Source organism: Bacillus sp. ATD, assembly GCF_050585765.1.
GTDB classification, from domain to species: Bacteria; Bacillota; Bacilli; order Bacillales; family Bacillaceae; genus Bacillus; species Bacillus stercoris.
Map to the genome: position 1 here is coordinate 1 of NZ_JBOBQH010000015.1, position 22541 is coordinate 22541.

27 protein-coding genes are annotated in these 22541 nt (G+C 41.4%); 26 read left to right on the plus strand and 1 reads right to left on the minus strand.

Annotated features, from left to right (window positions below; all coding sequences use genetic code 11):
- Window positions 1-142: 142 nt before the first annotated feature.
- From csfB to rsmI, 13 genes are all read left to right on the plus strand, one after another.
- Complete coding sequence (gene csfB / locus ACQXR1_RS21225) at window positions 143-337, plus strand: anti-sigma-G factor (RefSeq protein WP_071579280.1); 195 nt, start codon at window positions 143-145, stop codon at window positions 335-337.
- Window positions 338-456: 119 nt separating this feature from the next.
- Window positions 457-1071 carry a 5-bromo-4-chloroindolyl phosphate hydrolysis family protein gene (locus ACQXR1_RS21230; protein WP_014662470.1) on the plus strand — a complete coding sequence of 205 codons (615 nt, stop codon included), beginning with the start codon at window positions 457-459 and terminating at the stop codon, window positions 1069-1071.
- An 18-nt stretch (window positions 1072-1089) separates the two neighbouring features.
- Complete coding sequence (locus tag ACQXR1_RS21235; RefSeq protein WP_071582144.1) at window positions 1090-2250, plus strand: toxic anion resistance protein; 1161 nt, start codon at window positions 1090-1092, stop codon at window positions 2248-2250.
- A gap of 81 nt (window positions 2251-2331) precedes the next feature.
- The gene (locus ACQXR1_RS21240; RefSeq protein ID WP_326274258.1) at window positions 2332-3774 is read left to right on the plus strand and encodes an aminotransferase class I/II-fold pyridoxal phosphate-dependent enzyme; all 1443 of its coding nucleotides are present in this window, start codon (window positions 2332-2334) and stop codon (window positions 3772-3774) included.
- Window positions 3771-4409, plus strand: a complete 639-nt coding sequence (gene tmk, locus ACQXR1_RS21245; RefSeq protein WP_014662473.1) for a dTMP kinase — start codon at window positions 3771-3773, stop codon at window positions 4407-4409. Before ACQXR1_RS21240 ends, tmk begins: the two co-directional genes overlap by 4 nt.
- A gap of 73 nt (window positions 4410-4482) precedes the next feature.
- Window positions 4483-4812 carry a cyclic di-AMP receptor DarA gene (darA, locus tag ACQXR1_RS21250; RefSeq protein WP_003242755.1) on the plus strand — a complete coding sequence of 110 codons (330 nt, stop codon included), beginning with the start codon at window positions 4483-4485 and terminating at the stop codon, window positions 4810-4812.
- Window positions 4813-4824: 12 nt separating this feature from the next.
- A complete protein-coding gene (locus ACQXR1_RS21255; RefSeq protein ID WP_014662474.1) occupies window positions 4825-5265 on the plus strand; it encodes a YaaR family protein in 441 nt (146 codons plus the stop codon).
- A gap of 11 nt (window positions 5266-5276) precedes the next feature.
- Window positions 5277-6266 (plus strand): DNA polymerase III subunit delta', encoded by a 990-nt coding sequence (gene holB, locus ACQXR1_RS21260; protein WP_014662475.1) that lies wholly within the window; start codon window positions 5277-5279, stop codon window positions 6264-6266.
- A gap of 2 nt (window positions 6267-6268) precedes the next feature.
- A complete protein-coding gene (ricT, locus tag ACQXR1_RS21265) occupies window positions 6269-7096 on the plus strand; it encodes a competence/sporulation regulator complex protein RicT (RefSeq protein WP_003226767.1) in 828 nt (275 codons plus the stop codon).
- A gap of 14 nt (window positions 7097-7110) precedes the next feature.
- A complete protein-coding gene (gene yabA / locus ACQXR1_RS21270; RefSeq protein ID WP_003218308.1) occupies window positions 7111-7470 on the plus strand; it encodes a replication initiation-control protein YabA in 360 nt (119 codons plus the stop codon).
- 58 nt (window positions 7471-7528) lie between these two features.
- Complete coding sequence (locus tag ACQXR1_RS21275) at window positions 7529-8272, plus strand: tRNA1(Val) (adenine(37)-N6)-methyltransferase (RefSeq protein ID WP_040081085.1); 744 nt, start codon at window positions 7529-7531, stop codon at window positions 8270-8272.
- On the plus strand, window positions 8259-8558 hold the full coding sequence (locus ACQXR1_RS21280; RefSeq protein WP_014662477.1) for a GIY-YIG nuclease family protein: 300 nt from the start codon (window positions 8259-8261) through the stop codon (window positions 8556-8558). The genes ACQXR1_RS21275 and ACQXR1_RS21280 overlap by 14 nt, the downstream gene beginning before the upstream one ends.
- The gene (gene rsmI / locus ACQXR1_RS21285; RefSeq protein WP_014662478.1) at window positions 8533-9411 is read left to right on the plus strand and encodes a 16S rRNA (cytidine(1402)-2'-O)-methyltransferase; all 879 of its coding nucleotides are present in this window, start codon (window positions 8533-8535) and stop codon (window positions 9409-9411) included. The genes ACQXR1_RS21280 and rsmI overlap by 26 nt, the downstream gene beginning before the upstream one ends.
- 48 nt (window positions 9412-9459) lie before the next feature.
- On the opposite strand, the gene abrB is transcribed toward rsmI, so the two are convergent.
- On the minus strand, window positions 9460-9750 hold the full coding sequence (abrB, locus tag ACQXR1_RS21290; RefSeq protein WP_003226760.1) for a transition state genes transcriptional regulator AbrB: 291 nt from the start codon (window positions 9748-9750) through the stop codon (window positions 9460-9462).
- A gap of 494 nt (window positions 9751-10244) precedes the next feature.
- Here abrB and metG point away from each other — a divergent pair, with 494 nt between their 5' ends.
- The 13 genes from metG (at window position 10245) to glmU (ending at window position 22532) form a co-directional block, all read left to right on the plus strand.
- The gene (gene metG, locus ACQXR1_RS21295) at window positions 10245-12239 is read left to right on the plus strand and encodes a methionine--tRNA ligase (protein ID WP_430772807.1); all 1995 of its coding nucleotides are present in this window, start codon (window positions 10245-10247) and stop codon (window positions 12237-12239) included.
- A 78-nt stretch (window positions 12240-12317) separates the two neighbouring features.
- The gene (locus ACQXR1_RS21300) at window positions 12318-13085 is read left to right on the plus strand and encodes a TatD family hydrolase (RefSeq protein ID WP_014475570.1); all 768 of its coding nucleotides are present in this window, start codon (window positions 12318-12320) and stop codon (window positions 13083-13085) included.
- Between the two features lie 155 nt (window positions 13086-13240).
- On the plus strand, window positions 13241-14554 hold the full coding sequence (locus tag ACQXR1_RS21305) for a ubiquitin-like domain-containing protein (protein WP_243572838.1): 1314 nt from the start codon (window positions 13241-13243) through the stop codon (window positions 14552-14554).
- Window positions 14555-14697: 143 nt separating this feature from the next.
- Complete coding sequence (gene rnmV / locus ACQXR1_RS21310; RefSeq protein WP_014662481.1) at window positions 14698-15258, plus strand: ribonuclease M5; 561 nt, start codon at window positions 14698-14700, stop codon at window positions 15256-15258.
- Entirely contained in the window at window positions 15251-16129 is an 879-nt protein-coding gene (gene rsmA, locus ACQXR1_RS21315; RefSeq protein ID WP_014662482.1) for a 16S rRNA (adenine(1518)-N(6)/adenine(1519)-N(6))-dimethyltransferase RsmA, read from the plus strand. The genes rnmV and rsmA overlap by 8 nt, the downstream gene beginning before the upstream one ends.
- Before the next feature lie 360 nt (window positions 16130-16489).
- Window positions 16490-17362, plus strand: coding sequence for a sporulation-specific protease PrtG (gene prtG, locus ACQXR1_RS21320; protein WP_040081075.1), 873 nt, complete (start codon window positions 16490-16492; stop codon window positions 17360-17362).
- A 210-nt stretch (window positions 17363-17572) separates the two neighbouring features.
- Window positions 17573-17833, plus strand: a complete 261-nt coding sequence (gene veg, locus ACQXR1_RS21325) for a biofilm formation stimulator Veg (protein ID WP_003218330.1) — start codon at window positions 17573-17575, stop codon at window positions 17831-17833.
- 159 nt (window positions 17834-17992) lie between these two features.
- Window positions 17993-18178, plus strand: a complete 186-nt coding sequence (locus ACQXR1_RS21330) for a small, acid-soluble spore protein, alpha/beta type (protein WP_040081073.1) — start codon at window positions 17993-17995, stop codon at window positions 18176-18178.
- Window positions 18179-18324: 146 nt separating this feature from the next.
- Entirely contained in the window at window positions 18325-19194 is an 870-nt protein-coding gene (gene ispE, locus ACQXR1_RS21335; protein ID WP_040081072.1) for a 4-(cytidine 5'-diphospho)-2-C-methyl-D-erythritol kinase, read from the plus strand.
- Window positions 19195-19249: 55 nt separating this feature from the next.
- Window positions 19250-20107 carry a pur operon repressor gene (gene purR, locus ACQXR1_RS21340; RefSeq protein ID WP_014662485.1) on the plus strand — a complete coding sequence of 286 codons (858 nt, stop codon included), beginning with the start codon at window positions 19250-19252 and terminating at the stop codon, window positions 20105-20107.
- Entirely contained in the window at window positions 20104-20481 is a 378-nt protein-coding gene (ridA, locus tag ACQXR1_RS21345) for a 2-iminobutanoate/2-iminopropanoate deaminase (RefSeq protein WP_430772808.1), read from the plus strand. Before purR ends, ridA begins: the two co-directional genes overlap by 4 nt.
- 194 nt (window positions 20482-20675) lie before the next feature.
- Window positions 20676-20969, plus strand: a complete 294-nt coding sequence (gene spoVG / locus ACQXR1_RS21350) for a septation regulator SpoVG (protein WP_003218346.1) — start codon at window positions 20676-20678, stop codon at window positions 20967-20969.
- A 192-nt stretch (window positions 20970-21161) separates the two neighbouring features.
- Entirely contained in the window at window positions 21162-22532 is a 1371-nt protein-coding gene (gene glmU / locus ACQXR1_RS21355; RefSeq protein ID WP_430772809.1) for a bifunctional UDP-N-acetylglucosamine diphosphorylase/glucosamine-1-phosphate N-acetyltransferase GlmU, read from the plus strand.
- The last annotated feature ends 9 nt before the right edge of the window (window positions 22533-22541 follow it).

The following is a 22541-nucleotide window of genomic DNA, read 5'->3' on the forward strand; positions in this document are numbered from 1 at the left end:
TTACCCAAGATCGAGAAAAACAAACAAATACAAACACCGAGAGCTTATATAGCCCATATACTGATTCCAAGTTTCAAAAAGATCTAAATAGTGTATACAATAGCCGTTTTAAGGAGAGGCTAATTGTACGGAGGTGGAGAAGGTGGACGAAACAGCTAAACTTAATCATACATGTGTGATTTGTGATCAAGAGAAGAATAGAGGCATTCATCTTTATACGAAATTCATATGCTTAGATTGTGAGAGAAAAGTAATTTCTACATCAACTTCTGATCCTGACTATGCTTTTTACGTGAAAAAACTAAAGAGCATTCATACACCGCCATTATATTCATAGACCTGAAAAGGTCTTTTTTTGTACGCTTCATAATAAAAAGAAGATGAAACTTGTTTAAGGGTTGAACGTAGTAGATAATAATATTAAAACTGAGTATAGACACAGGAGTCGATTATCTCATGCAGAGATTTTTTCACTTTTTGATGTGGAGTTTAACTAGCAGTGCGACTTTTGTTTTCATAGGGATATTGTGCTTTTTCGGTTTAAATCAGTCGCTTTTTTTATCTCTTGTTTATGGGCTTGCTTCAGGAGCAGTCGTATACACAGCAGGTATCTGGAATGCAAGAAGGTTATTTCTTAAAAAGCATGAATTGACAGGAAGAGAGTATGCTTACATTAAGGAAAACCTAGAGGAAGCAAGGCGGAAAATCATACGTCTTAGAAAAGCATTGTTTCAGGCTAAAAGCATTCAAATGTTTAAGCAAAATGCGGAAATCCTTAGGCTTGTCAGAAGGATTTATTTGCTAACCAAAAAAGAGCCAAAGCGGTTTTATCAGGCAGAGCGATTTTTTTATCAAACTCTCGATTCGGTTGTTGAATTGACAGAGAAGTATGCTTTTCTATCATCTCACCCGAAAAAAAGCAAAGAATTGTCGATGTCGTTAAGTGAGACACGCATCACTCTTACTGAATTGACCAAGCGTTTAGAGGAAGATTTAACTCAAGTAATGGGTGATGAAATTGACGAGTTGCAATTTGAATTAGATGCAGCAAAACATTCATTAAAGAAATAATGGAAGAGGGTAAAAGCGATGAACCGAGATCAAAGCGACCTTCATATAGATGAATTATTGGCAGACCCTTTTGGTGGTGATATAGAGATATCAGGTTCGGAGGCTGTAAAAGCAGAGAAAGAGCAAGTACGGCTTGTTGATGTTCTTCCTGAGGAAAACAAGGAAAAAGCAATTCAGCTTGCTGGACAGATTGATCATAAAAATATGCAAAGCATTGTCTTATACGGTTCACAAGCTCAGTCTAAACTGCTGAACTTTTCTCATGATATGATTAACCATGTTCAAAAGAAGGATGTCGGAGAGATTGGCGAAATACTTGGAGAGCTGATGAAAAAGCTGGAGCAAGTAAATCCTGATGATCTTCAATCTAAGAAAAAGGGTTTTTTGGCACGCATGTTTGGAAGAGTATCAAATTCTCTTCAAGAGGTGCTGTCTAAATATCAAAAGACCAGCGTGCAGATAGACAGAATCAGCTTGAAGCTGGAGCACTCTAAAAATGCTTTAATCAGTGACAATAAGCTATTAGAGCAGTTATATGAAAAAAATAAAGAGTATTTCGCAGCGCTGAATGTTTATATTGCTGCAGGAGAACTGAAGCTGGAGGAATTAAAAACAAAAACAATTCCTGAACTGAAGCAACAGGCTGAATCGAGTGATCATAACCAAATGGCCGTTCAAGAAGTAAATGATTTGATGCAATTTGCTGACCGATTAGATAAAAGAGTGCACGATTTGCTGCTGAGCAGGCAAATTACAATCCAAAGTGCTCCGCAAATCAGACTGATTCAAAATACAAACCAAGCGTTAGCTGAAAAGATCCAGTCATCCATTGTGACAGCGATTCCGCTTTGGAAAAATCAAGTTGCGATCGCACTGACACTTTTAAGGCAGCGGAATGCAGTGGATGCACAGCAGAAAGTATCGGATACAACCAATGAGCTTTTGCTGAAAAATGCGGAGCTTTTAAAAACCAATACAATTGAAACCGTACGGGCAAATGAACGAGGCCTAGTTGATATAGATACCTTAAAAAAGGTGCAGGAAAGCTTAATAAGCACGCTTGAAGAAACATTGACTATACAAGAAGAAGGACGGATCAAACGCCGTCAGGCAGAAGAAGAGCTCATGATGATGGAAGGCGACCTAAAGCAAAAGCTGCTTACAATAAAGGAAAGGTAGTTACCAGTAAGTCTGGCTTTAAGTTCTGTCAGAGGCACGATATAATAAAGTGTAAGAAGACACATTCAAAGGATTGTTTTCATGAACACACCTTTATATAAAGCATTAATTCAACATGCGAGAAGAAATTCTCATTCATTTCATGTTCCGGGACATCACAATGGAGATGTCTTTTTTGATGACGCTAAGTCAATATTCGATCCGCTACTCACCATTGATGTAACTGAACTGGCAGGGCTGGATGATCTCCATCATCCTTCCGGGGTAATTAAGGAAGCGCAAGAGCTTGTCAGTCAATTATATGAATCGGCCGAAAGTTTTTTTCTGGTGAACGGTACGACTGTCGGAAACTTAGCGATGATTTTATCTGTTTGTGAACCTGGTGATACAATTTTGGTTCAAAGAAACTGTCATAAGTCTGTATTTCATGCTGTTGATTTGGCTGGTGCAGAGCCGGTTTATCTCGCACCTGACGTTGATCCAGCGATGCATGTGCCTATGCATGTTCCGCTTGGTACAATTAAAGAAGCCTTGGCAGCATATCCTGATGCGAAAGGCTTGGTACTGACCAATCCCACATATTATGGGCATAGTGCTGATTTGACCGAAATCATTACGGAGGCCCATCATTACGGGATTCCTGTTTTGGTGGACGAAGCACATGGCGCACATTTTATTTTAGGAGAGCCTTTTCCAGTCTCAGCTTTAAAAATGGGGGCAGATATTGTTGTTCAGTCGGCCCACAAAACGTTGCCTGCCATGACGATGGGCTCTTATTTGCACCTCAACAGCAGCTGCAGAGTTGACAGGGATCGGGTGGCAGAGTATTTAAACCGATTACAAAGCAGCAGCCCGTCTTATCCGATTATGGCTTCGTTAGACATTGCCCGTGCTTATGTACAGCATATTATAGAAGAACAAAAGCTTCCTGACATTTTGCAGCGAATACAAACACTTAAACAAACGTTTGATTCACTTACAAATGCAGAAGCTGTTAACCCTGCTAATACACAGGTTATAGCGGACCCGCTGAAGCTTACCATTCGTTCAAAACGCGGGCATTCTGGCTATACACTGCAAAGCATATTAGAGCGTGCTAACATATTCACTGAGCTTGCTGACGAAAATCAAGTACTGCTCGTTCTCCCACTGGGAGGAAAACGGAGAATAAACGCTGAAACCATTAGAAGCATTGATGAGGAGATTGAGAAAACGCCTCCGGATCAGCCGTTTGTTCCTGCAGAATGGGGAGCGCAGCCTGTTACTGTCTTGCCTTATCAAAAAAAGGTCTTACATTCGTTTAAGAAAGAATATGTGGACTTTGGGGAAGCAGCAGGCCGGCTGAATGCAGAGGATATCATCCCTTATCCTCCGGGTATCCCGATGATTATGGCGGGAGAAAGAATAACAAAAGAAAGTGTGCAAAAGCTCAGCCGCTTGATCAGCATGAAAACGCATGTTCAAGGGAATATGAAAATCAAAGAGAAACAACTACTTGTTTATATAGAAGAGGAGAAATCATGAGCGGTTTATTTATTACATTCGAAGGTCCTGAAGGGGCGGGGAAAACAACTGTTCTCCAGGAAATCAAAAACATACTTTCAGCTGAAGGCCTTCAGGTTATGGCAACTCGAGAGCCGGGCGGAATAGATATTGCAGAACAAATTCGAGAGGTTATTCTGAATGAGCACAACACATTAATGGACCCAAAAACAGAAGCGCTCTTATATGCGGCTGCGAGACGCCAGCATTTAGTTGAAAAAGTAAAACCTGCTTTAGAAGAGGGGCATGTCGTTCTTTGCGACAGATTCATAGACAGTTCGCTTGCGTATCAAGGATATGCAAGAGGACTTGGGATTGATGAGGTCCTGTCCATTAATGAATTTGCCATTGGAGATATGATGCCCCATGTAACGGTTTATTTTTCAATTGATCCGGAAGAAGGACTGAAGCGTATTTATGCAAACGGCTCACGGGAGAAAAATAGGCTCGATTTAGAAAAACTGGACTTTCATACAAAGGTACAGGAAGGTTATCAAGAGCTGATGAAACGATTTCCGGAAAGATTCCATTCAGTTGATGCCGGGCAATCTAAAGACCTTGTCGTTCAGGATGTTCTAAAGGTGATCAATGAAGCGTTGAAAAAAATTCAATTGTGACCTGTTTCCCAATAGTTGATATAATAATGTAAACGAGATCATGTTGTTTCCAATCTAAAGGAGGCCTTCACAGATGAAATTGATAGTGGCAGTTGTACAAGATCAGGACAGCAACAGACTTTTGAAAACCTTAACGGATCACAACTTCAGGGTCACAAAGCTTGCGACGACGGGAGGATTTCTTAAATCAGGCAATACAACGTTTATGATTGGTGTTGAGGATATACGCGTCAATAAAGCGTTGAGTCTTATTAAAGAAAACGGACAGAAACGTGACCAAATGATTGCCCCTGTATCTCCAATGGGCGGAAATGCTGATTCTTATGTCCCTTATCCAGTCGAAGTTGAAGTTGGCGGAGCGACAGTATTTGTCCTTCCAGTCGATGAATTTCATCAATTTTAAGGATTTGAAACTGTGAAAATTAATAAAGATATACGTACATTTATAGATAATAAGCAGCTTCCCTCTGTGAAAACATCTGAGATCACAGCATCATTTAAAACATCAATGGAAAACCAAAGCAGCAAATTGAAACTTGATCAGCTTACCAGGCTGTTATCCGACATAGAGGCATTTGGAAAAAGGCTGACGAAATCGCGGAACTTTAAAGACTTAGCGAGATTTAAAGGACTTGTGAAACGTTTTGTCAAAGAAGCTGTGGACAGCGGCCTTTCACATGAAACGTCGAAAAGCTTTGATCTTTACGGGAACAGCAGAACGCTGGGACTTGTGAAAGAAATAGATGAAAAATTGATACAGCTTACAGAAGAGATGATGGATCAGGAAAAACCGGCAATTGATTTGCTGGAGCGTATTGGCGAAATAAAAGGTTTATTGATTAACCTTTACACATAGAGAGTGATACAATGGCAATATCCTGGAAGGAAATGAACGAGCTTCAGCCCAGAGTGATGAAGCTTTTATATAATAGTATTGAGAAGGACAGATTATCACACGCTTATTTGTTTGAGGGGAAAAAAGGAACAGGCAAGCTTGATGCCGCGCTGCTTCTTGCAAAAAGCTTCTTTTGTTTGGAGGATGGCGCGGAGCCTTGTGAGAGCTGCCGAAACTGTAAACGGATAGAGTCGGGGAACCATCCCGATCTCCATCTTGTTCAGCCTGATGGCTTATCAATCAAAAAGGCGCAAATTCAAGCGTTGCAAGAAGAGTTTTCTAAGACCGGGCTTGAATCGCATAAAAAGCTGTATATTATTTCGCACGCAGATCAAATGACAGCAAATGCGGCGAACAGCCTGCTGAAATTTTTAGAAGAACCGAATAAAGACACAATGGCCATCCTCATCACTGAGCAGCCCCAAAGGTTATTGGATACCATCATTTCAAGATGCCAAACCCTTCCCTTTCAGCCTTTGCAGCCAAAAGCAATTGAAGACAGACTGATCGAACAGGACGTCTCGCCTCATATGGCAAGGCTTCTGGCCAACATGACCAATAATGTGGCAGAAGCAGTCGAATTAAGTCGAAATGATGAGTTTGCAGAGTCTAGAGCGAAAGTGATAAAATTGTATGAAGTCCTACACCAGCGGAAAGGACATGCCTTTTTCTTTATTCAAGATCAATGGATGCCCTTTTTCAAAGAAAAAACCCATCAAGAAATGGGTCTTGATATGCTCTTATTGATATATCGTGATGTGTTGTCCATCCAAATAGGAAATGAAGATAAATTGATTTATCAAGACTTATTCCAATCAATAAAACAGCATGCGCTACAATCAACACAACAAAGCGTTACGAATCAGATACTTGCTGTTTTAGAAGCAAAGAAACGGCTTCATTCCAATGTGAATGTACAAGGATTAATGGAGCACTTGGTGTTAATGTTGCAGGAGGGATAAGCTTGTACAATGTAATTGGTGTCCGCTTTAAGAAAGCGGGTAAAATATATTATTTTGATCCGAATGGATTTCATATAGAACATGACAGCTGCGTAATTGTAGAAACTGTCAGAGGCGTTGAGTACGGTCAGGTCGTGATTGCAAATAAACAGGTGGATGAGCATGATGTGGTGCTTCCCCTTCGAAAAGTGATACGTGTGGCTGACGAGCGCGATCTTCTCATTGTAGAAGAGAATAAACAAGAAGCACTATCAGCATTTGATATCTGCCAAAAGAAAGTGATTGAACACGGCTTGGATATGAAGCTGGTCGATGTTGAATTCACGTTTGATCGCAATAAAGTCATTTTTTACTTCACTGCTGACGGCCGAGTGGATTTTAGAGAGCTTGTAAAGGATTTGGCTTCTATCTTTAAGACAAGAATTGAGCTGCGCCAAATCGGAGTGAGGGATGAGGCGAAAATGCTCGGAGGAATCGGTCCTTGCGGAAGAATGCTTTGCTGTTCAACGTTTCTTGGAGATTTTGAACCCGTTTCCATTAAAATGGCCAAGGATCAGAACTTGTCTTTAAATCCTACGAAGATTTCAGGTCTTTGCGGACGTTTGATGTGCTGTTTAAAATATGAGAACGATGAGTATGAGACCGCAAAAGAACAGCTTCCGGATATTGGAGAAATGATTACGACAGCAAACGGCCCCGCGAAGGTCGTCGGACTAAATATTCTGGAACGGGTGCTTCAGGTGGAACTGATAAACCGTGAAAAAGTGATAGAATATACTTGGGAAGAGCTCTTGGAAGAGGGCGTCGTATCCGCACAAACCACAGATTAACGAGGTGTGGAACCTTGGATAAAAAAGAGTTATTTGATACAGTCATTAACTTAGAAGAACAAATTGGTTCACTGTACCGGCAGCTGGGGGATTTGAAGCAGCATATCGGTGAGATGATTGAGGAAAATCATCATTTACAGCTTGAAAACAAGCATTTGCGCAAACGGCTGGACGATACGACGCAGCAGATTGAAAAGTTCAAAGCTGATAAAAAAGAATCAAAAACACAGAAGACAGAGCAAACTGATATAGGGGAAGGATATGATAATCTGGCACGACTGTATCAAGAAGGATTTCATATCTGCAATGTCCACTATGGAAGTGTTCGAAAAGAAGATTGTCTTTTCTGTCTGTCATTCTTAAATAAAAAATAGGGAAAAGGCTTCCGCATAAGACGGGAGCCTTTTTCAAAGGTACTGAAAGGATAAGAAGATGGTTTCATTACGTGATGATGAAAGATTAGATTATTTGCTGGCAGAGGACATGAAAATCATACAAAGTCCAACGGTGTTTGCTTTTTCATTGGACGCTGTGCTTCTGTCCAAATTTGCGTACGTTCCGATACAAAAAGGAAAAATTGTTGATTTGTGCACCGGCAATGGCATTGTGCCGCTGCTGCTCAGTACAAGATCAAAAGCAGACATTCTTGGAGTCGAAATTCAAGAAAGGCTGCATGATATGGCTATTCGCAGTGTGGAGTACAATAAGCTGCAGGGTCAGATTCAGATCATACATGATGATCTGAAAAACATGCCGGAGAAGCTGGGGCATAATCGATATGATGTTGTCACCTGCAACCCGCCGTATTTTAAAACGCCGAAACAAACTGAACAAAACATGAACGAGCATCTCCGAATTGCAAGACATGAAATTCACTGCACACTGGAGGATGTCATTTCAGTCAGCAGCAAGCTGCTCAAACAAGGAGGAAAAGCAGCGCTTGTTCACCGGCCGGGACGGCTTCTGGAGATTTTTGAACTGATGAAGGCTTATCAAATCGAGCCAAAGCGTGTGCAATTTGTCTATCCGAAGCAAGGGAAAGAAGCCAATACCATTTTGGTTGAAGGGATCAAAGGCGGGCGTCCAGATTTAAAAATTCTTCCTCCTTTGTTCGTTTATGATGAACAAAATGAATATACAAAAGAGATCAGGACCATTTTATATGGAGACAAATAATCATTTCTTCTACGTCGTGAAATGTAGGGACAATAGCTGGTATGCCGGGTATACCAACGATCTGCATAAACGGGTGAAAACACACAATGACGGAAAGGGCGCAAAGTATACAAAAGTAAGACGTCCGGTTGAATTGATTTTTGCTGAAGCTTTCGATACCAAACGAGAAGCTATGCAGGCTGAATATTATTTCAAAAAACTAACTCGAAAGAAAAAAGAGCTTTATATAGAAGAAAAGCGGAACAGCAAGGAGGCTGTATATGTTAAGGCGCCAAATGAGCTTTAATGGAAAGTCGGACATGGGAATTCTTTACTTGGTCCCAACCCCAATCGGAAATTTAGAGGATATGACATTCCGGGCGATCGATACGCTGAAATCAGTGGATGCGATTGCTGCGGAAGATACGAGGCAAACGAAAAAGCTTTGTCATGTATATGAAATTGAAACACCGCTGGTCAGCTATCATGAACACAATAAAGAAAGCAGCGGGCACAAAATTATTGAATGGCTGAAATCGGGAAAAAACATTGCTCTTGTCAGTGATGCCGGTCTGCCGACAATTTCTGATCCTGGAGCTGAAATCGTGAAAGATTTTACGGATATAGGCGGTTATGTTGTTCCGTTGCCGGGAGCCAACGCTGCATTAACAGCTCTTATTGCTTCAGGTATTGTACCGCAGCCTTTTTTCTTTTATGGTTTTCTCAACAGACAGAAAAAAGAAAAGAAGAAGGAGCTTGAAGCCCTTAAAAAACGGCGGGAAACGATCATTTTTTATGAAGCGCCTCACAGATTGAAGGAAACCTTGTCAGCGATGGCAGAGATATTAGGGGATCGAGAAATCGCTGTAACGCGTGAACTCACTAAAAAATATGAAGAGTTTATCCGAGGAACGATATCCGAGGTCATCGAATGGGCAAACGAGGATCAGATACGCGGCGAGTTTTGTCTTGTCGTAGAAGGAAGTAATAATGAAGAAGCAGATGAGGAAGAACAATGGTGGGAAACCCTCACTGCGAAAGAACATGTCGAGCATTACATCTCGAAAGGCGCTACTTCTAAAGAAGCCATTAAAAAAGCAGCAGTCGACCGCAATGTACCAAAGCGTGAAATGTACGATGCTTACCATATTAAGCAATAAAAAAACGTTCTTGTGTCATAACAAGAACGTTTTTTGTACAAGAAATGATTATTTAAGGTTTTGAAGCTGGTTTTGGATTTCGCTGATGATTTGCTCAGCGCCTTCTTTACTAAGAACCAATTTACCGCCTGCAAGTTTAAGGTTATCATCAGAAACTTCACCAGTTACTTGGCAAGTCATGTTTGGTTTATATTTTTTAAGGATGATTTTTTCATCATCAACATAAATTTCAAGAGCATCTTTTTCTGCGATTCCAAGAGTACGACGCAATTCGATAGGAATAACTACACGTCCTAATTCATCAACTTTACGTACAATACCAGTAGATTTCATAAACATTCTCCTCCCAAGAGATACTTATTTGTTTAAATTATATTTTTCTTCGTCATTATTCGACAAAATCCTTACCTTCATAGCATAACAAGGTTTCCAATAATCGTCAATCATTTTGTTTACTATTGATTGTAAGAATTAGTTCTTATAGTCAGTAATGTCTTGGAAACTACCGAAATAACAGCATTTTATAAATATTTAATAAAGCTATTATCCTACTAAAAATCCTTTTAAATCAAGACTTTCGAACCAAAGTTTTTTATTTCATTTGATTATATACGACAAAATTCGACACGAACAGACTTTTTTTATTTTCATTAAAGATTTTTAATTTTAATTATTCTTTTTCAGGGCATATGTATATATTCTTGATCTTAAAGGCTAAGATGGTATCATAGATAAAGGATAAATATAAAAAATATGCATATATGATTTGCACTTATCGCCGCTCTCGTCCTTTGGGCGGGAGCTTTTTGACATTCTGATTAGGAGGTTTCAAGATGCCGCAAGAAAACAATACATTTTACATTACAACACCGATTTATTATCCGAGCGGAAAATTACATATCGGCCATGCATATACGACAGTCGCGGGAGATGCAATGGCACGCTACAAAAGATTAAAAGGGTTCGATGTTCGCTATTTAACGGGAACGGACGAGCATGGACAAAAGATTCAGCAAAAAGCTGAACAGGAAAACATTACACCTCAGGAGTATGTGGATCGTGCAGCGGCAGATATTCAAAAACTGTGGAAGCAGCTTGAAATCTCAAACGACGACTTTATCCGTACGACAGAAAAACGGCATAAAGTTGTCATTGAAAAGGTGTTTCAAAAGCTTCTAGATAATGGGGACATCTATCTTGATGAGTATGAAGGCTGGTACAGCATCCCTGATGAAACGTTCTACACGGAAACGCAGCTTGTTGATATCGAGCGGAATGAAAAGGGAGAGGTCATCGGCGGAAAAAGCCCTGACAGCGGTCACCCAGTTGAATTGATCAAAGAGGAGTCTTATTTCTTCCGTATGGGCAAATACGCGGATCGTCTCTTGAAATACTATGAAGAAAATCCGACCTTCATCCAGCCGGAATCACGCAAAAATGAAATGATTAATAACTTTATCAAGCCTGGACTCGAGGATTTGGCAGTATCACGTACCACTTTTGATTGGGGCGTAAAGGTGCCGGAAAATCCAAAGCACGTTGTATATGTTTGGATTGACGCACTATTTAACTATTTAACAGCACTAGGTTATGATACAGAAAATGATGAGCTGTATCAAAAATATTGGCCTGCCGATGTTCATTTAGTCGGTAAGGAGATTGTACGATTCCATACGATTTACTGGCCAATTATGCTGATGGCTCTGGATCTGCCTCTGCCAAAGCAAGTATTCGCTCACGGCTGGCTTTTGATGAAAGATGGAAAAATGTCGAAATCAAAAGGAAACGTTGTAGATCCGGTTACATTAATTGAACGCTATGGGTTAGACGAGCTTCGCTATTACCTGCTTCGCGAAGTGCCATTCGGATCTGACGGTGTATTCACACCGGAAGGATTTGTTGAGCGGATCAACTATGATCTAGCGAATGATTTAGGAAACCTATTGAATCGTACTGTTGCGATGATCAATAAGTATTTTGACGGACAGATCGGTTCTTACAAAGGTGCTGTTACGGAATTTGACCAAACGCTCACTTCGGTTGCTGAAGAAACAGTGAAAGCTTATGAGAAAGCAATGGAAAACATGGAATTCTCGGTAGCACTTTCGACTTTATGGCAGCTCATCAGCCGCACCAACAAATACATTGATGAGACAGCTCCATGGGTGCTTGCGAAAGATCCGGCAAAAGAAGAAGAATTGCGATCCGTTATGTATCATCTCGCTGAATCATTGCGTATTTCAGCGGTACTGCTTCAGCCATTCTTAACAAAAACACCGGAAAAAATGTTCGAGCAGTTGGGCATTACTGATGAATCTTTAAAAGCTTGGGACAGCATTACAGCTTTCGGCCAGCTGAAAGATACAAAAGTACAAAAAGGCGAGCCGTTGTTCCCACGCTTAGAGGCAGAGGAAGAAATTGCTTATATCAAAGGGAAAATGCAAGGTTCGGCACCAGCGAAAGAAGAAACAAAAGAAGAAGAGCCGCAAGAGGTCGATCGTTTACCTGAAATTACGATTGATCAATTCATGGATGTAGAGCTTCGCGTAGCTGAGGTCATTGAGGTAGAGCCAGTAAAAAAAGCAGACCGGTTATTGAAGCTGCAGCTGGATCTTGGTTTTGAAAAGCGCCAAGTGGTATCCGGCATAGCGAAGCATTATACGCCTGAAGAGCTTGTTGGAAAGAAACTCGTTTGTGTAACAAATCTAAAACCGGTTAAACTGAGAGGCGAGCTTTCTCAAGGTATGATCCTTGCAGGGGAAGCAGACGGCGTCCTAAAAGTCGTATCTATCGATCAGTCGTTACCAAAAGGCACAAGAATTAAATAATGATAAACAAAAGGTGTTTCACGTGTAACAATTCGTCGAACACCTTTTGTGTTTCGACAAGAAAGGAGTTTTTCACTTATGTTGTTTGACACACACGCGCATTTAAATGCGGAACAATATGATACTGATCTGGAAGAGGTTATTGAACGGGCAAAAGCTGAAAAAGTTGAACGAATTGTCGTAGTTGGTTTTGACCGTCCAACGATTACCCGTGCGATGGAAATGATTGAGGAATATGATTTTATTTATGCAGCCATCGGCTGGCACCCTGTTGACGCGATTGACATGACAGAGGAAGATTTAGCATGGATTAAAGAGCTTTCTGCTCATGAGAAAGTGGTAGCGATAGGTGAAATGGGACTTGATTATCACTGGGATAAATCACCTAAAGACATTCAAAAAGAGGTGTTTAGAAAACAAATTGCATTAGCGAAAGAGGTCAATCTTCCTATTATCATTCATAACCGTGATGCAACGGAGGATGTCGTGACTATTCTGAAAGAGGAAGGCGCAGAAGCTGTGGGCGGAATCATGCACTGCTTTACAGGAAGTGCGGAAGTGGCAAGAGAATGCATGAAAATGAATTTTTATTTATCATTTGGAGGGCCGGTGACATTCAAAAACGCGAAGAAACCGAAGGAAGTAGTGAAGGAAATTCCGAATGACCGGTTGCTGATTGAAACGGACTGCCCGTTTCTCACGCCTCACCCTTTCCGCGGGAAAAGAAATGAACCGAGCTATGTGAAATATGTGGCAGAACAAATCGCAGAATTAAAAGAAATGACATTTGAGGAGATTGCCTCAATCACTACTGAAAATGCGAAAAGACTTTTCCGTATAAACTGACAAAAAACGCTAGCGGGTTTTGTAAGAGCTTGTCCCTTACAGCGTTTTTCTATAAAAGTTCTACATGCTTTCTTCTCCTCATAGGATAGGTTTGTCGACAAGTCTTTCTTCCGTTTCTCAGTGTATTTCAGGATAATGAAGAAGACACTGAGCTTTTGGGAGAAAGAGAAGGGAGGGTTGACAGCCTTTTAGATACTCTATATAATCTCTCCGAGGAGAAGGAGGCGTTTTTCATCACACAAAAAATGAAAAAGCTGTTTTCCGTAAAGCTTAGCAAAAGCAAAGTCATTCTGGTTGCTGCTTGTTTGCTTTTGGCAGGAAGCGGGACTGCGTACGCGGCTCATGAGCTGACGAAACAATCAGTCTCAGTTTCTATCAATGGCAAAAAGAAACATATACGCACACATGCAAGTACAGTCGGTGATCTTTTGGAGACGCTTGATATCAAGACAAGAGACGAAGACAAGATCACACCTGCTAAACAGACAAAGATAACAGCAGATATGGACGTTGTGTATGAGGCTGCAAAACCTGTGAAGCTTACAATAAACGGGGAAGAAAAGACATTATGGTCAACAGCAAAAACGGTCGGTGCATTACTGGACGAACAAGATGTTGATGTGAAAGAACAAGATCAAGTTGATCCCGCAATAGATACAGATATTTCGAAAGACATGAAGATTAACATAGAGCCCGCATTTCAGGTTACTGTGAATGATGCAGGAAAACAAAAGAAGATCTGGACGACTTCGACTACGGTCGCTGACTTTTTAAAACAGCAAAAGATGCACATAAAAGACGAAGATAAAATCAAGCCTGCGTTAGATGCAAAGCTGACGAAAGGAAAGGCTGATATTACAATTACTCGTATCGAAAAGGTCACCGATGTAGTTGAAGAGAAGATTGCGTTCGATGTGAAAAAGCAAGAAGACGCTTCTCTTGAAAAAGGGGAAGAAAAGGTCGTCCAAAAAGGAAAAGAAGGCAAGCTTAAGAAACATTTCGAGGTCGTTAAAGAAAACGGCAAAGAAGTGTCCAGAGAGCTTGTAAAAGAAGAAACAGCTGAACAAAGCAAAGATAAAGTGATTGCTGTCGGCACAAAGCAGAGCAGTCCAAAAGTTGAAAAGGTCAGCGCTTCAGGTGATTCAAAAACAGTTGTGTCCCGCAGCAATGAATCATCAGGAAAAGTCATGACTGTATCTTCTACGGCTTATACGGCAAGCTGCAGCGGCTGTTCAGGACATACAGCGACAGGCGTCAATTTAAAAAATAATCCGAATGCCAAAGTCATCGCTGTGGATCCCAATGTCATTCCGCTAGGCTCCAAAGTCCACGTGGAAGGCTATGGATATGCCATTGCTGCAGATACTGGTTCAGCGATTAAAGGGAACAAAATAGACGTCTTTTTCCCAGAGAAATCATCGGCGTACCGATGGGGAAATAAAACAGTCAAAATTAAAGTCTTAAATTAATATATACTTATGATTCAGAGGGTTTTGCGCCCTCTGTTTTTTTCGTTATAATAGACAAAGTGTATTTTATGCTTATTAGACGCTCGACATAAGAAAAAGTTTCATAAATATACAAAAGTTTTTATTTTGTCTTGGAGGAAATAATGAAAATAAAAGAGATCATTGTGGTCGAGGGGCGTGACGATACGGCCCGCATCAAATTGGCTGTTGATGCAGACACAATTGAAACAAATGGTTCAGCTATCGACGATCATGTGATTGACCAAATCCGTTTGGCTCAGAAGACAAGAGGCGTGATTATTTTAACGGATCCGGACTTTCCGGGAGAGAAGATCCGCAAAACCATTTCAGAGGCTGTACCCGGCTGTAAGCATGCATTTTTGCCAAAGCACCTTGCCAAACCTAAAAACAAGCGGGGAATTGGTGTGGAGCATGCATCGGTTGAAAGCATTAGGGCATGTTTAGAAAATGTCCATGAAGAGATGGAAGCGCAGCCGAGTGAGATTTCGGCTGAGGATTTGATTCATGCCGGACTAATAGGCGGATCTGCGGCCAAACGCCGCCGCGAACGACTGGGTGATCTGTTGAAAATCGGCTATACAAATGGCAAACAACTTCAAAAACGGCTGCAAATGTTTCAAATTAAAAAAAGTGATTTTATGAGTGCGCTCGATACCGTTATGCGGGAGGAACAGAATGAATAAAGATATTGCGACACCGATTAGAACGAAAGAGATATTGAAGAAATACGGTTTTTCTTTTAAAAAGAGCTTAGGACAGAATTTCTTAATTGATACGAACATTTTAAACCGAATTGTCGATCACGCAGAAGTGACGGAGAAAACAGGTGTCATTGAAATCGGCCCAGGAATCGGTGCTTTAACCGAACAGCTTGCCAAGCGGGCGAAAAAAGTCGTGGCATTTGAGATTGACCAGCGTTTACTGCCGATTCTGAAGGACACGCTGTCACCTTACGACAATGTCACTGTCATTCATCAGGACGTGTTAAAGGCTGATGTCAAATCGGTCATTGAAGAACAATTTCAAGACTGCGATGAGATCATGGTAGTAGCCAACCTTCCTTATTACGTAACAACACCGATTATCATGAAACTGCTTGAAGAGCATCTTCCGCTGAAAGGGATTGTGGTCATGCTGCAAAAAGAAGTGGCTGAGCGCATGGCGGCTGATCCTTCATCTAAGGAATACGGCTCGCTTTCAATCGCGGTGCAGTTTTATACAGAAGCCAAAACGGTGATGATCGTTCCGAAAACCGTATTTGTCCCTCAGCCTAATGTCGATTCCGCAGTCATCCGTCTGATTCTCCGAGACGGCCCGGCAGTGGACGTAGAAAACGAATCCTTTTTCTTTCAGCTCATCAAGGCAAGCTTTGCACAGCGCCGTAAAACGCTGCTCAATAACTTAGTTAACAATCTGCCTGAAGGAAAAGCACAAAAATCAACGATTGAGCAAGTGCTCGAAGAAACAAATATTGACGGCAAGCGCCGAGGTGAATCCCTGTCTATCGAGGAGTTCGCAGCGCTGTCTAACGGATTGTATAAAGCCCTTTTCTAAAAGGGCTTTCAGCGTATCGACAAACCCTCGCATTCGTTGTCAAGGCTGCGCTTCAATGCTCACGAATTATAACATTCGCTGCGCTCCGATGCTCGCCTTTCCTAGACTTCAAGGGTTTTCAATCACGCTGAAAGGAGAAAAAAACGCTAAAGAGAAACCGTTTTAGCGTTTTTTCAACAATAGGAAAGCCCTTTTCTAAAAGGGCTTTTTGTTTTGCGCACCACATGGACTGCCGCTACATAGGCTAGAGAAGGACCTTTCATTCAATGATAAGAAAAAACTTGGACTCAGCGAAAAAAGGCGCTTTCTCAAGGCTCTTTCTTTCATGATGAGGCTTAGTCTATGTGTGGAGTGAGGAACGTGCAATTTCAAATAGGGGATATGGTAGCCAGAAAATCCTATCAGATGGATGTTTTGTTTCGAATTATAGGAATAGAGCAAACAAGCAAAGGAAATTCAATTGCCATTTTGCATGGAGATGAAGTCAGGCTGATTGCTGATTCGGACTTTTCTGATCTGGTGGCAGTGAAAAAGGATGAGCAGATGATGCGGAAAAAGAAAGATGAGAGCAGAATGAATGAGTCGCTCGAATTGCTCCGCCAGGATTATAAGCTGCTCAGAGAAAAGCAGGAGTACTTTGCGACAAGCCAATATCAGCATCAGGAGCATTATTTTCATATGCCTGGCAAAGTGCTTCATCTGGATGGTGACGAAGCATATCTGAAAAAATGCTTGAATGTCTATAAAAAAATAGGAGTGCCGGTCTATGGCATCCATTGTCACGAAAAGAAAATGTCTGCTTCTATTGAAGAATTGCTCGACAAATATCGACCAGATATCCTGGTGATCACAGGGCATGATGCGTATTCGAAGCAAAAGGGCGGCATTGATGATTTGAACGCGTACAGACATTCTAAGCACTTTGTTGAAACCGTTCATAAAGCCCGAAAAAAGATCCCTCACTTAGATCAGCTTGTTATTTTTGCGGGGGCCTGCCAATCCCATTTTGAATCACTCATCAGAGCGGGTGCAAATTTTGCGAGTTCACCATCAAGAGTAAATATTCATGCGCTTGATCCGGTATATATCGTCGCGAAGATCAGCTTTACACCGTTTATGGAACGGATCAATGTATGGGAAGTGCTCCGTAATACGCTGACAAGAGAGAAAGGGCTTGGAGGTATTGAAACAAGAGGAGTACTGAGAATTGGTATGCCTTATAAGTCCAATTAACAGTTGAAAACCTGCATAGTAGATCTATGCGGGTTTTTTATTTTGCATAATGATACATAATTTACCGAAACTTGCGGAACATAATTGAGGAATCATAGAATTTTGTCAAAATAATTTTATTGACAACGTCTTATTAACGTTGATATAATTTAAATTTTATTTGACAAAAATGGGCTCGTGTTGTACAATAAATGTAGTGAGGTGGATGCAATGGCGAAGACGTTGTCCGATATTAAAAGATCGCTTGATGGGAATTTAGGTAAAAGGCTGACGTTAAAAGCAAACGGTGGCCGCCGAAAAACGATTGAGCGTTCGGGCATTTTAGCTGAGACGTACCCTTCTGTTTTTGTGATACAACTAGATCAAGACGAGAACTCGTTTGAAAGAGTTTCATACAGTTATGCTGATATTTTGACTGAGACTGTTGAGCTGACATTTAATGATGACGCAGCAAGCTCAGTGGCATTTTAACGGGCAGTGAACCTTTTGTTTACTGCTTTTTGTTTTGCCCTTTTTTGGTTTCCAGTAATTTTAACGAAAGTTCCATTTGATTTAACAAAAGATAAAACAGTCACATATTATCGTGACGTGCACGAATGGCTATCACTTCTAAAAAAGGGGTTGTTTCGTTTGGGCAGACGTCGTGGAGTTATGTCAGATGAGTTTAAATATGAGCTGGCTAAGGACCTTGGGTTTTATGACACAGTAAAAAATGGCGGTTGGGGCGAAATTCGGGCCCGCGATGCTGGTAATATGGTAAAGCGCGCCATTGAAATCGCTGAACAGCAAATGGCTCAGAATCATAATAACCGATAAGGATGTGACCCGGGGGACGTGCCGTTCCCCGGTTTTTTATATTGGATATAAATACATAATGGGCTGAATATGGATATGTTCATCCTGTACTTCAAATGTGATACAATGTTCATACTTATGTTTAGATGGAGAAGTAGGTGAAAGCTATGCGTATTTTAGAAAAAGCGCCAGCCAAGATCAATCTGTCACTTGATGTCACCCGAAAGCGCCCGGATGGTTATCATGAAGTCGAAATGATCATGACGACAATTGATTTAGCTGATCGAATTGAATTGACGGAGCTGGCAGAGGATGAAGTGAGGGTTTCCTCCCACAACCGTTTTGTGCCTGATGACCAAAGAAACTTAGCTTATCAGGCCGCCAAGCTGATCAAGGACAGATACAACGTGAAAAAGGGAGTTTCCATCATGATTACGAAGGTAATTCCGGTGGCTGCCGGTCTTGCCGGCGGAAGCAGTGATGCGGCGGCGACACTCAGAGGGCTGAACAGACTGTGGAATTTAAATCTTTCTGCGGAAACGCTTGCTGAGCTTGGAGCGGAAATTGGTTCCGACGTTTCATTTTGTGTCTATGGAGGAACTGCACTTGCAACAGGGCGCGGCGAGAAAATTAAACATATCAGCACGCCTCCGCACTGCTGGGTCATTTTAGCGAAGCCGACAATCGGTGTTTCAACTGCTGAAGTGTACAGAGCGCTGAAACTGGATGACATAGAACATCCTGATGTACAAGGCATGATCGAGGCGATAGAGGAAAAGAGTTTTCAGAAGATGTGCAGCCGTTTAGGCAATGTGCTCGAATCTGTTACGCTTGATCTGCATCCTGAAGTCGCGATGATCAAAAACCAGATGAAACGCTTTGGTGCAGATGCCGTGTTAATGAGCGGGAGCGGTCCGACAGTGTTTGGACTGGTTCAGTATGAGTCGAAGGTGCAGAGAATTTATAACGGGTTAAGAGGCTTCTGCGATCAAGTTTATGCGGTGAGAATGATCGGCGAACAGAACGCTCTTGATTAAATCCGTATGTTAAGTTATATTGATCTTAAAATATTCGGATTTTGGGGGTAAGTTCATGAAGTTTCGTCGCAGCGGCAGATTGGTGGACTTAACAAATTACTTGTTAACCCATCCGCACGAGTTAATACCGCTAACCTTTTTCTCTGAGCGGTATGAATCTGCAAAATCATCGATCAGTGAAGATTTAACAATTATTAAACAAACCTTTGAACAGCAGGGGATCGGTACTTTGCTTACTGTTCCCGGTGCTGCCGGAGGCGTTAAATATATTCCGAAAATGAAGCAGGCTGAAGCTGAAGAGTTTGTGCAGACTCTTGGACAGTCGCTGGCAAATCCTGAACGTATCCTTCCGGGCGGTTATGTATATTTAACGGATATCTTAGGAAAGCCATCTGTACTCTCCAAGGTAGGGAAGCTTTTTGCTTCCGTGTTTGCTGAGCGCGATATTGATGTTGTCATGACTGTTGCCACGAAAGGCATCCCTCTTGCGTACGCAGCTGCGAGCTATTTGAATGTGCCTGTTGTGATCGTTCGTAAAGACAATAAGGTAACAGAAGGCTCCACAGTCAGCATTAATTACGTTTCAGGCTCCTCAAACCGCATTCAAACAATGTCACTTGCGAAAAGAAGCATGAAAACGGGTTCAAACGTACTCATTATTGATGACTTTATGAAAGCAGGCGGCACAATAAATGGTATGATTAACCTGTTGGATGAGTTTAACGCAAATGTGGCGGGAATCGGCGTCTTAGTAGAGGCCGAAGGAGTAGATGAACGTCTTGTTGATGAATATATGTCACTTCTTACTCTTTCAACCATCAACATGAAAGAGAAGTCCATTGAAATTCAGAATGGCAATTTTCTGCGTTTTTTTAAAGACAATCTTTTAAAGAATGGAGAGACAGAATCATGACAAAAGCAGTCCACACAAAACATGCCCCAGCGGCAATTGGGCCTTATTCACAAGGGATTATCGTCAACAATATGTTTTACAGCTCAGGCCAAATTCCTTTGACTCCTTCAGGCGAAATGGTGAACGGAGATATTAAGGAGCAGACTCATCAAGTATTCAGCAACTTAAAAGCGATTCTGGAAGAAGCGGGTGCTTCTTTTGAAACAGTTGTAAAAGCAACTGTGTTTATCGCGGATATGGAACAGTTTGCGGAAGTAAACGAAGTGTACGGACAATATTTTGATACTCACAAACCGGCGAGATCTTGTGTGGAAGTCGCAAGACTCCCGAAGGATGCGCTAGTCGAAATTGAAGTTATTGCATTGGTAAAATAATAAGAAAAGTGATTCTGGGAGTGCCCGGGATCACTTTTTTATTTACCTTATGCCCGAAATAAAAGCGATATGACCTAATTGTGTAACTATATCCTATTTTTTCAAAAAATATTTTAAAAACGAGCAGGATTTCAGAGAAAATCGTGGAATTGATACACTAATGCTTTTATATAGGGAAAAGGTGGTGAACTACTGTGGAAGTTACTGACGTAAGATTACGCCGCGTGAATACCGATGGTCGCATGAGAGCGATTGCATCCATCACGCTGGATCACGAATTTGTTGTACATGATATTCGTGTGATTGATGGAAACAATGGTCTTTTCGTTGCGATGCCGAGTAAACGCACCCCTGATGGAGAGTTCCGCGATATTGCTCATCCTATTAATTCAAGCACGCGAGGAAAGATTCAAGATGCCGTGTTAAATGAGTATCATCGTCTGGGTGACACTGAAGCATTAGAATTCGAAGAAGCTGGAGCTTCTTAAAAAATAACCAAAAAGCAAGGACTGCTGAAAGGGCTGACATAAGCCTTTTGCCAGCGGTCCTTTTTTAATTCTGATTTTTCAAACGTATTTGCACTCAATAGAAAATTCTTGCACTTCATGAAGTCTCCTTGAAATCAGAAGATATTTAGGATATATTTTTCTATGGATAAAAGGGATATTGGAGGCCAATAAATGGATAAGCGGTTTGCAGTTGTTTTAGCGGCTGGACAAGGAACGAGAATGAAATCGAAGCTTTATAAAGTCCTTCATCCAGTTTGCGGTAAGCCTATGGTAGAGCACGTCGTGGACGAAGCCTTAAAATTATCTTTATCGAAGCTTGTCACGATTGTCGGACATGGTGCGGAAGAAGTGAAAAAGCAGCTTGGTGATAAAAGCGAGTACGCGCTTCAAGCAGAACAGCTTGGCACTGCTCATGCTGTAAAACAGGCACAGCCATTTCTTGCTGACGAAAAAGGCGTCACGATTGTCATTTGCGGAGATACGCCGCTTTTAACAGCAGAGACGATGGAAGAGATGCTGAAAGAACATACACAAAGAGAAGCGAAAGCTACGATTTTAACTGCGGTTGCAGAAGATCCAACCGGATATGGCCGCATTATACGCAGCCAAAACGGAGCGGTTCAAAAAATCGTTGAGCATAAGGACGCCTCTGAAGAAGAACGTCTTGTAACTGAGATCAATACTGGTACGTATTGTTTTGACAATGAAGCGCTATTCCGGGCTATTGATCAGGTGTCTAATGATAATGCCCAAGGCGAGTATTATTTGCCGGATGTCATAGAGATTCTTAAAAATGAAGGCGAAACTGTTGCCGCTTACCAGACTGGTAATTTCCAAGAAACGCTCGGAGTTAATGATAGAGTTGCTCTTTCTCAAGCAGAACAATTTATGAAAGAGCGTATTAATAAACGGCATATGAAAAATGGCGTGACGTTGATTGACCCGATGAATACGTATATTTCTCCTGACGCTGTTATCGGAAGCGATACTGTGATTTATCCTGGAACTGTAATTAAAGGTGAGGTGCAAATCGGAGAAGATACGATAATTGGCCCTCATACGGAGATTATGAATAGTTCCATCGGCAGCCGTACGGTTATTAAACAATCGGTAGTCAATCACAGTAAAGTGGGGAATGATGTAAACATAGGACCTTTTGCTCACATCAGACCTGATTCTGTCATCGGGAATGAAGTGAAGATCGGAAACTTTGTAGAAATTAAAAAGACTCAATTCGGAGACCGAAGCAAGGCATCTCATCTAAGCTATGTCGGTGATGCTGAGGTAGGCACTGATGTAAACCTGGGCTGCGGTTCAATAACTGTCAATTATGATGGGAAGAATAAGTATTTGACAAAAATTGAAGATGGCGCGTTTATCGGCTGCAACTCCAACTTGGTTGCCCCTGTCACAGTCGGAGAAGGCGCTTATGTGGCGGCAGGTTCAACTGTTACGGAAGATGTACCTGGAAAAGCGCTTGCTATTGCCAGAGCGAGACAAGTTAATAAAGACGATTATGTGAAAAATATTCATAAAAAATAATCCTAAATT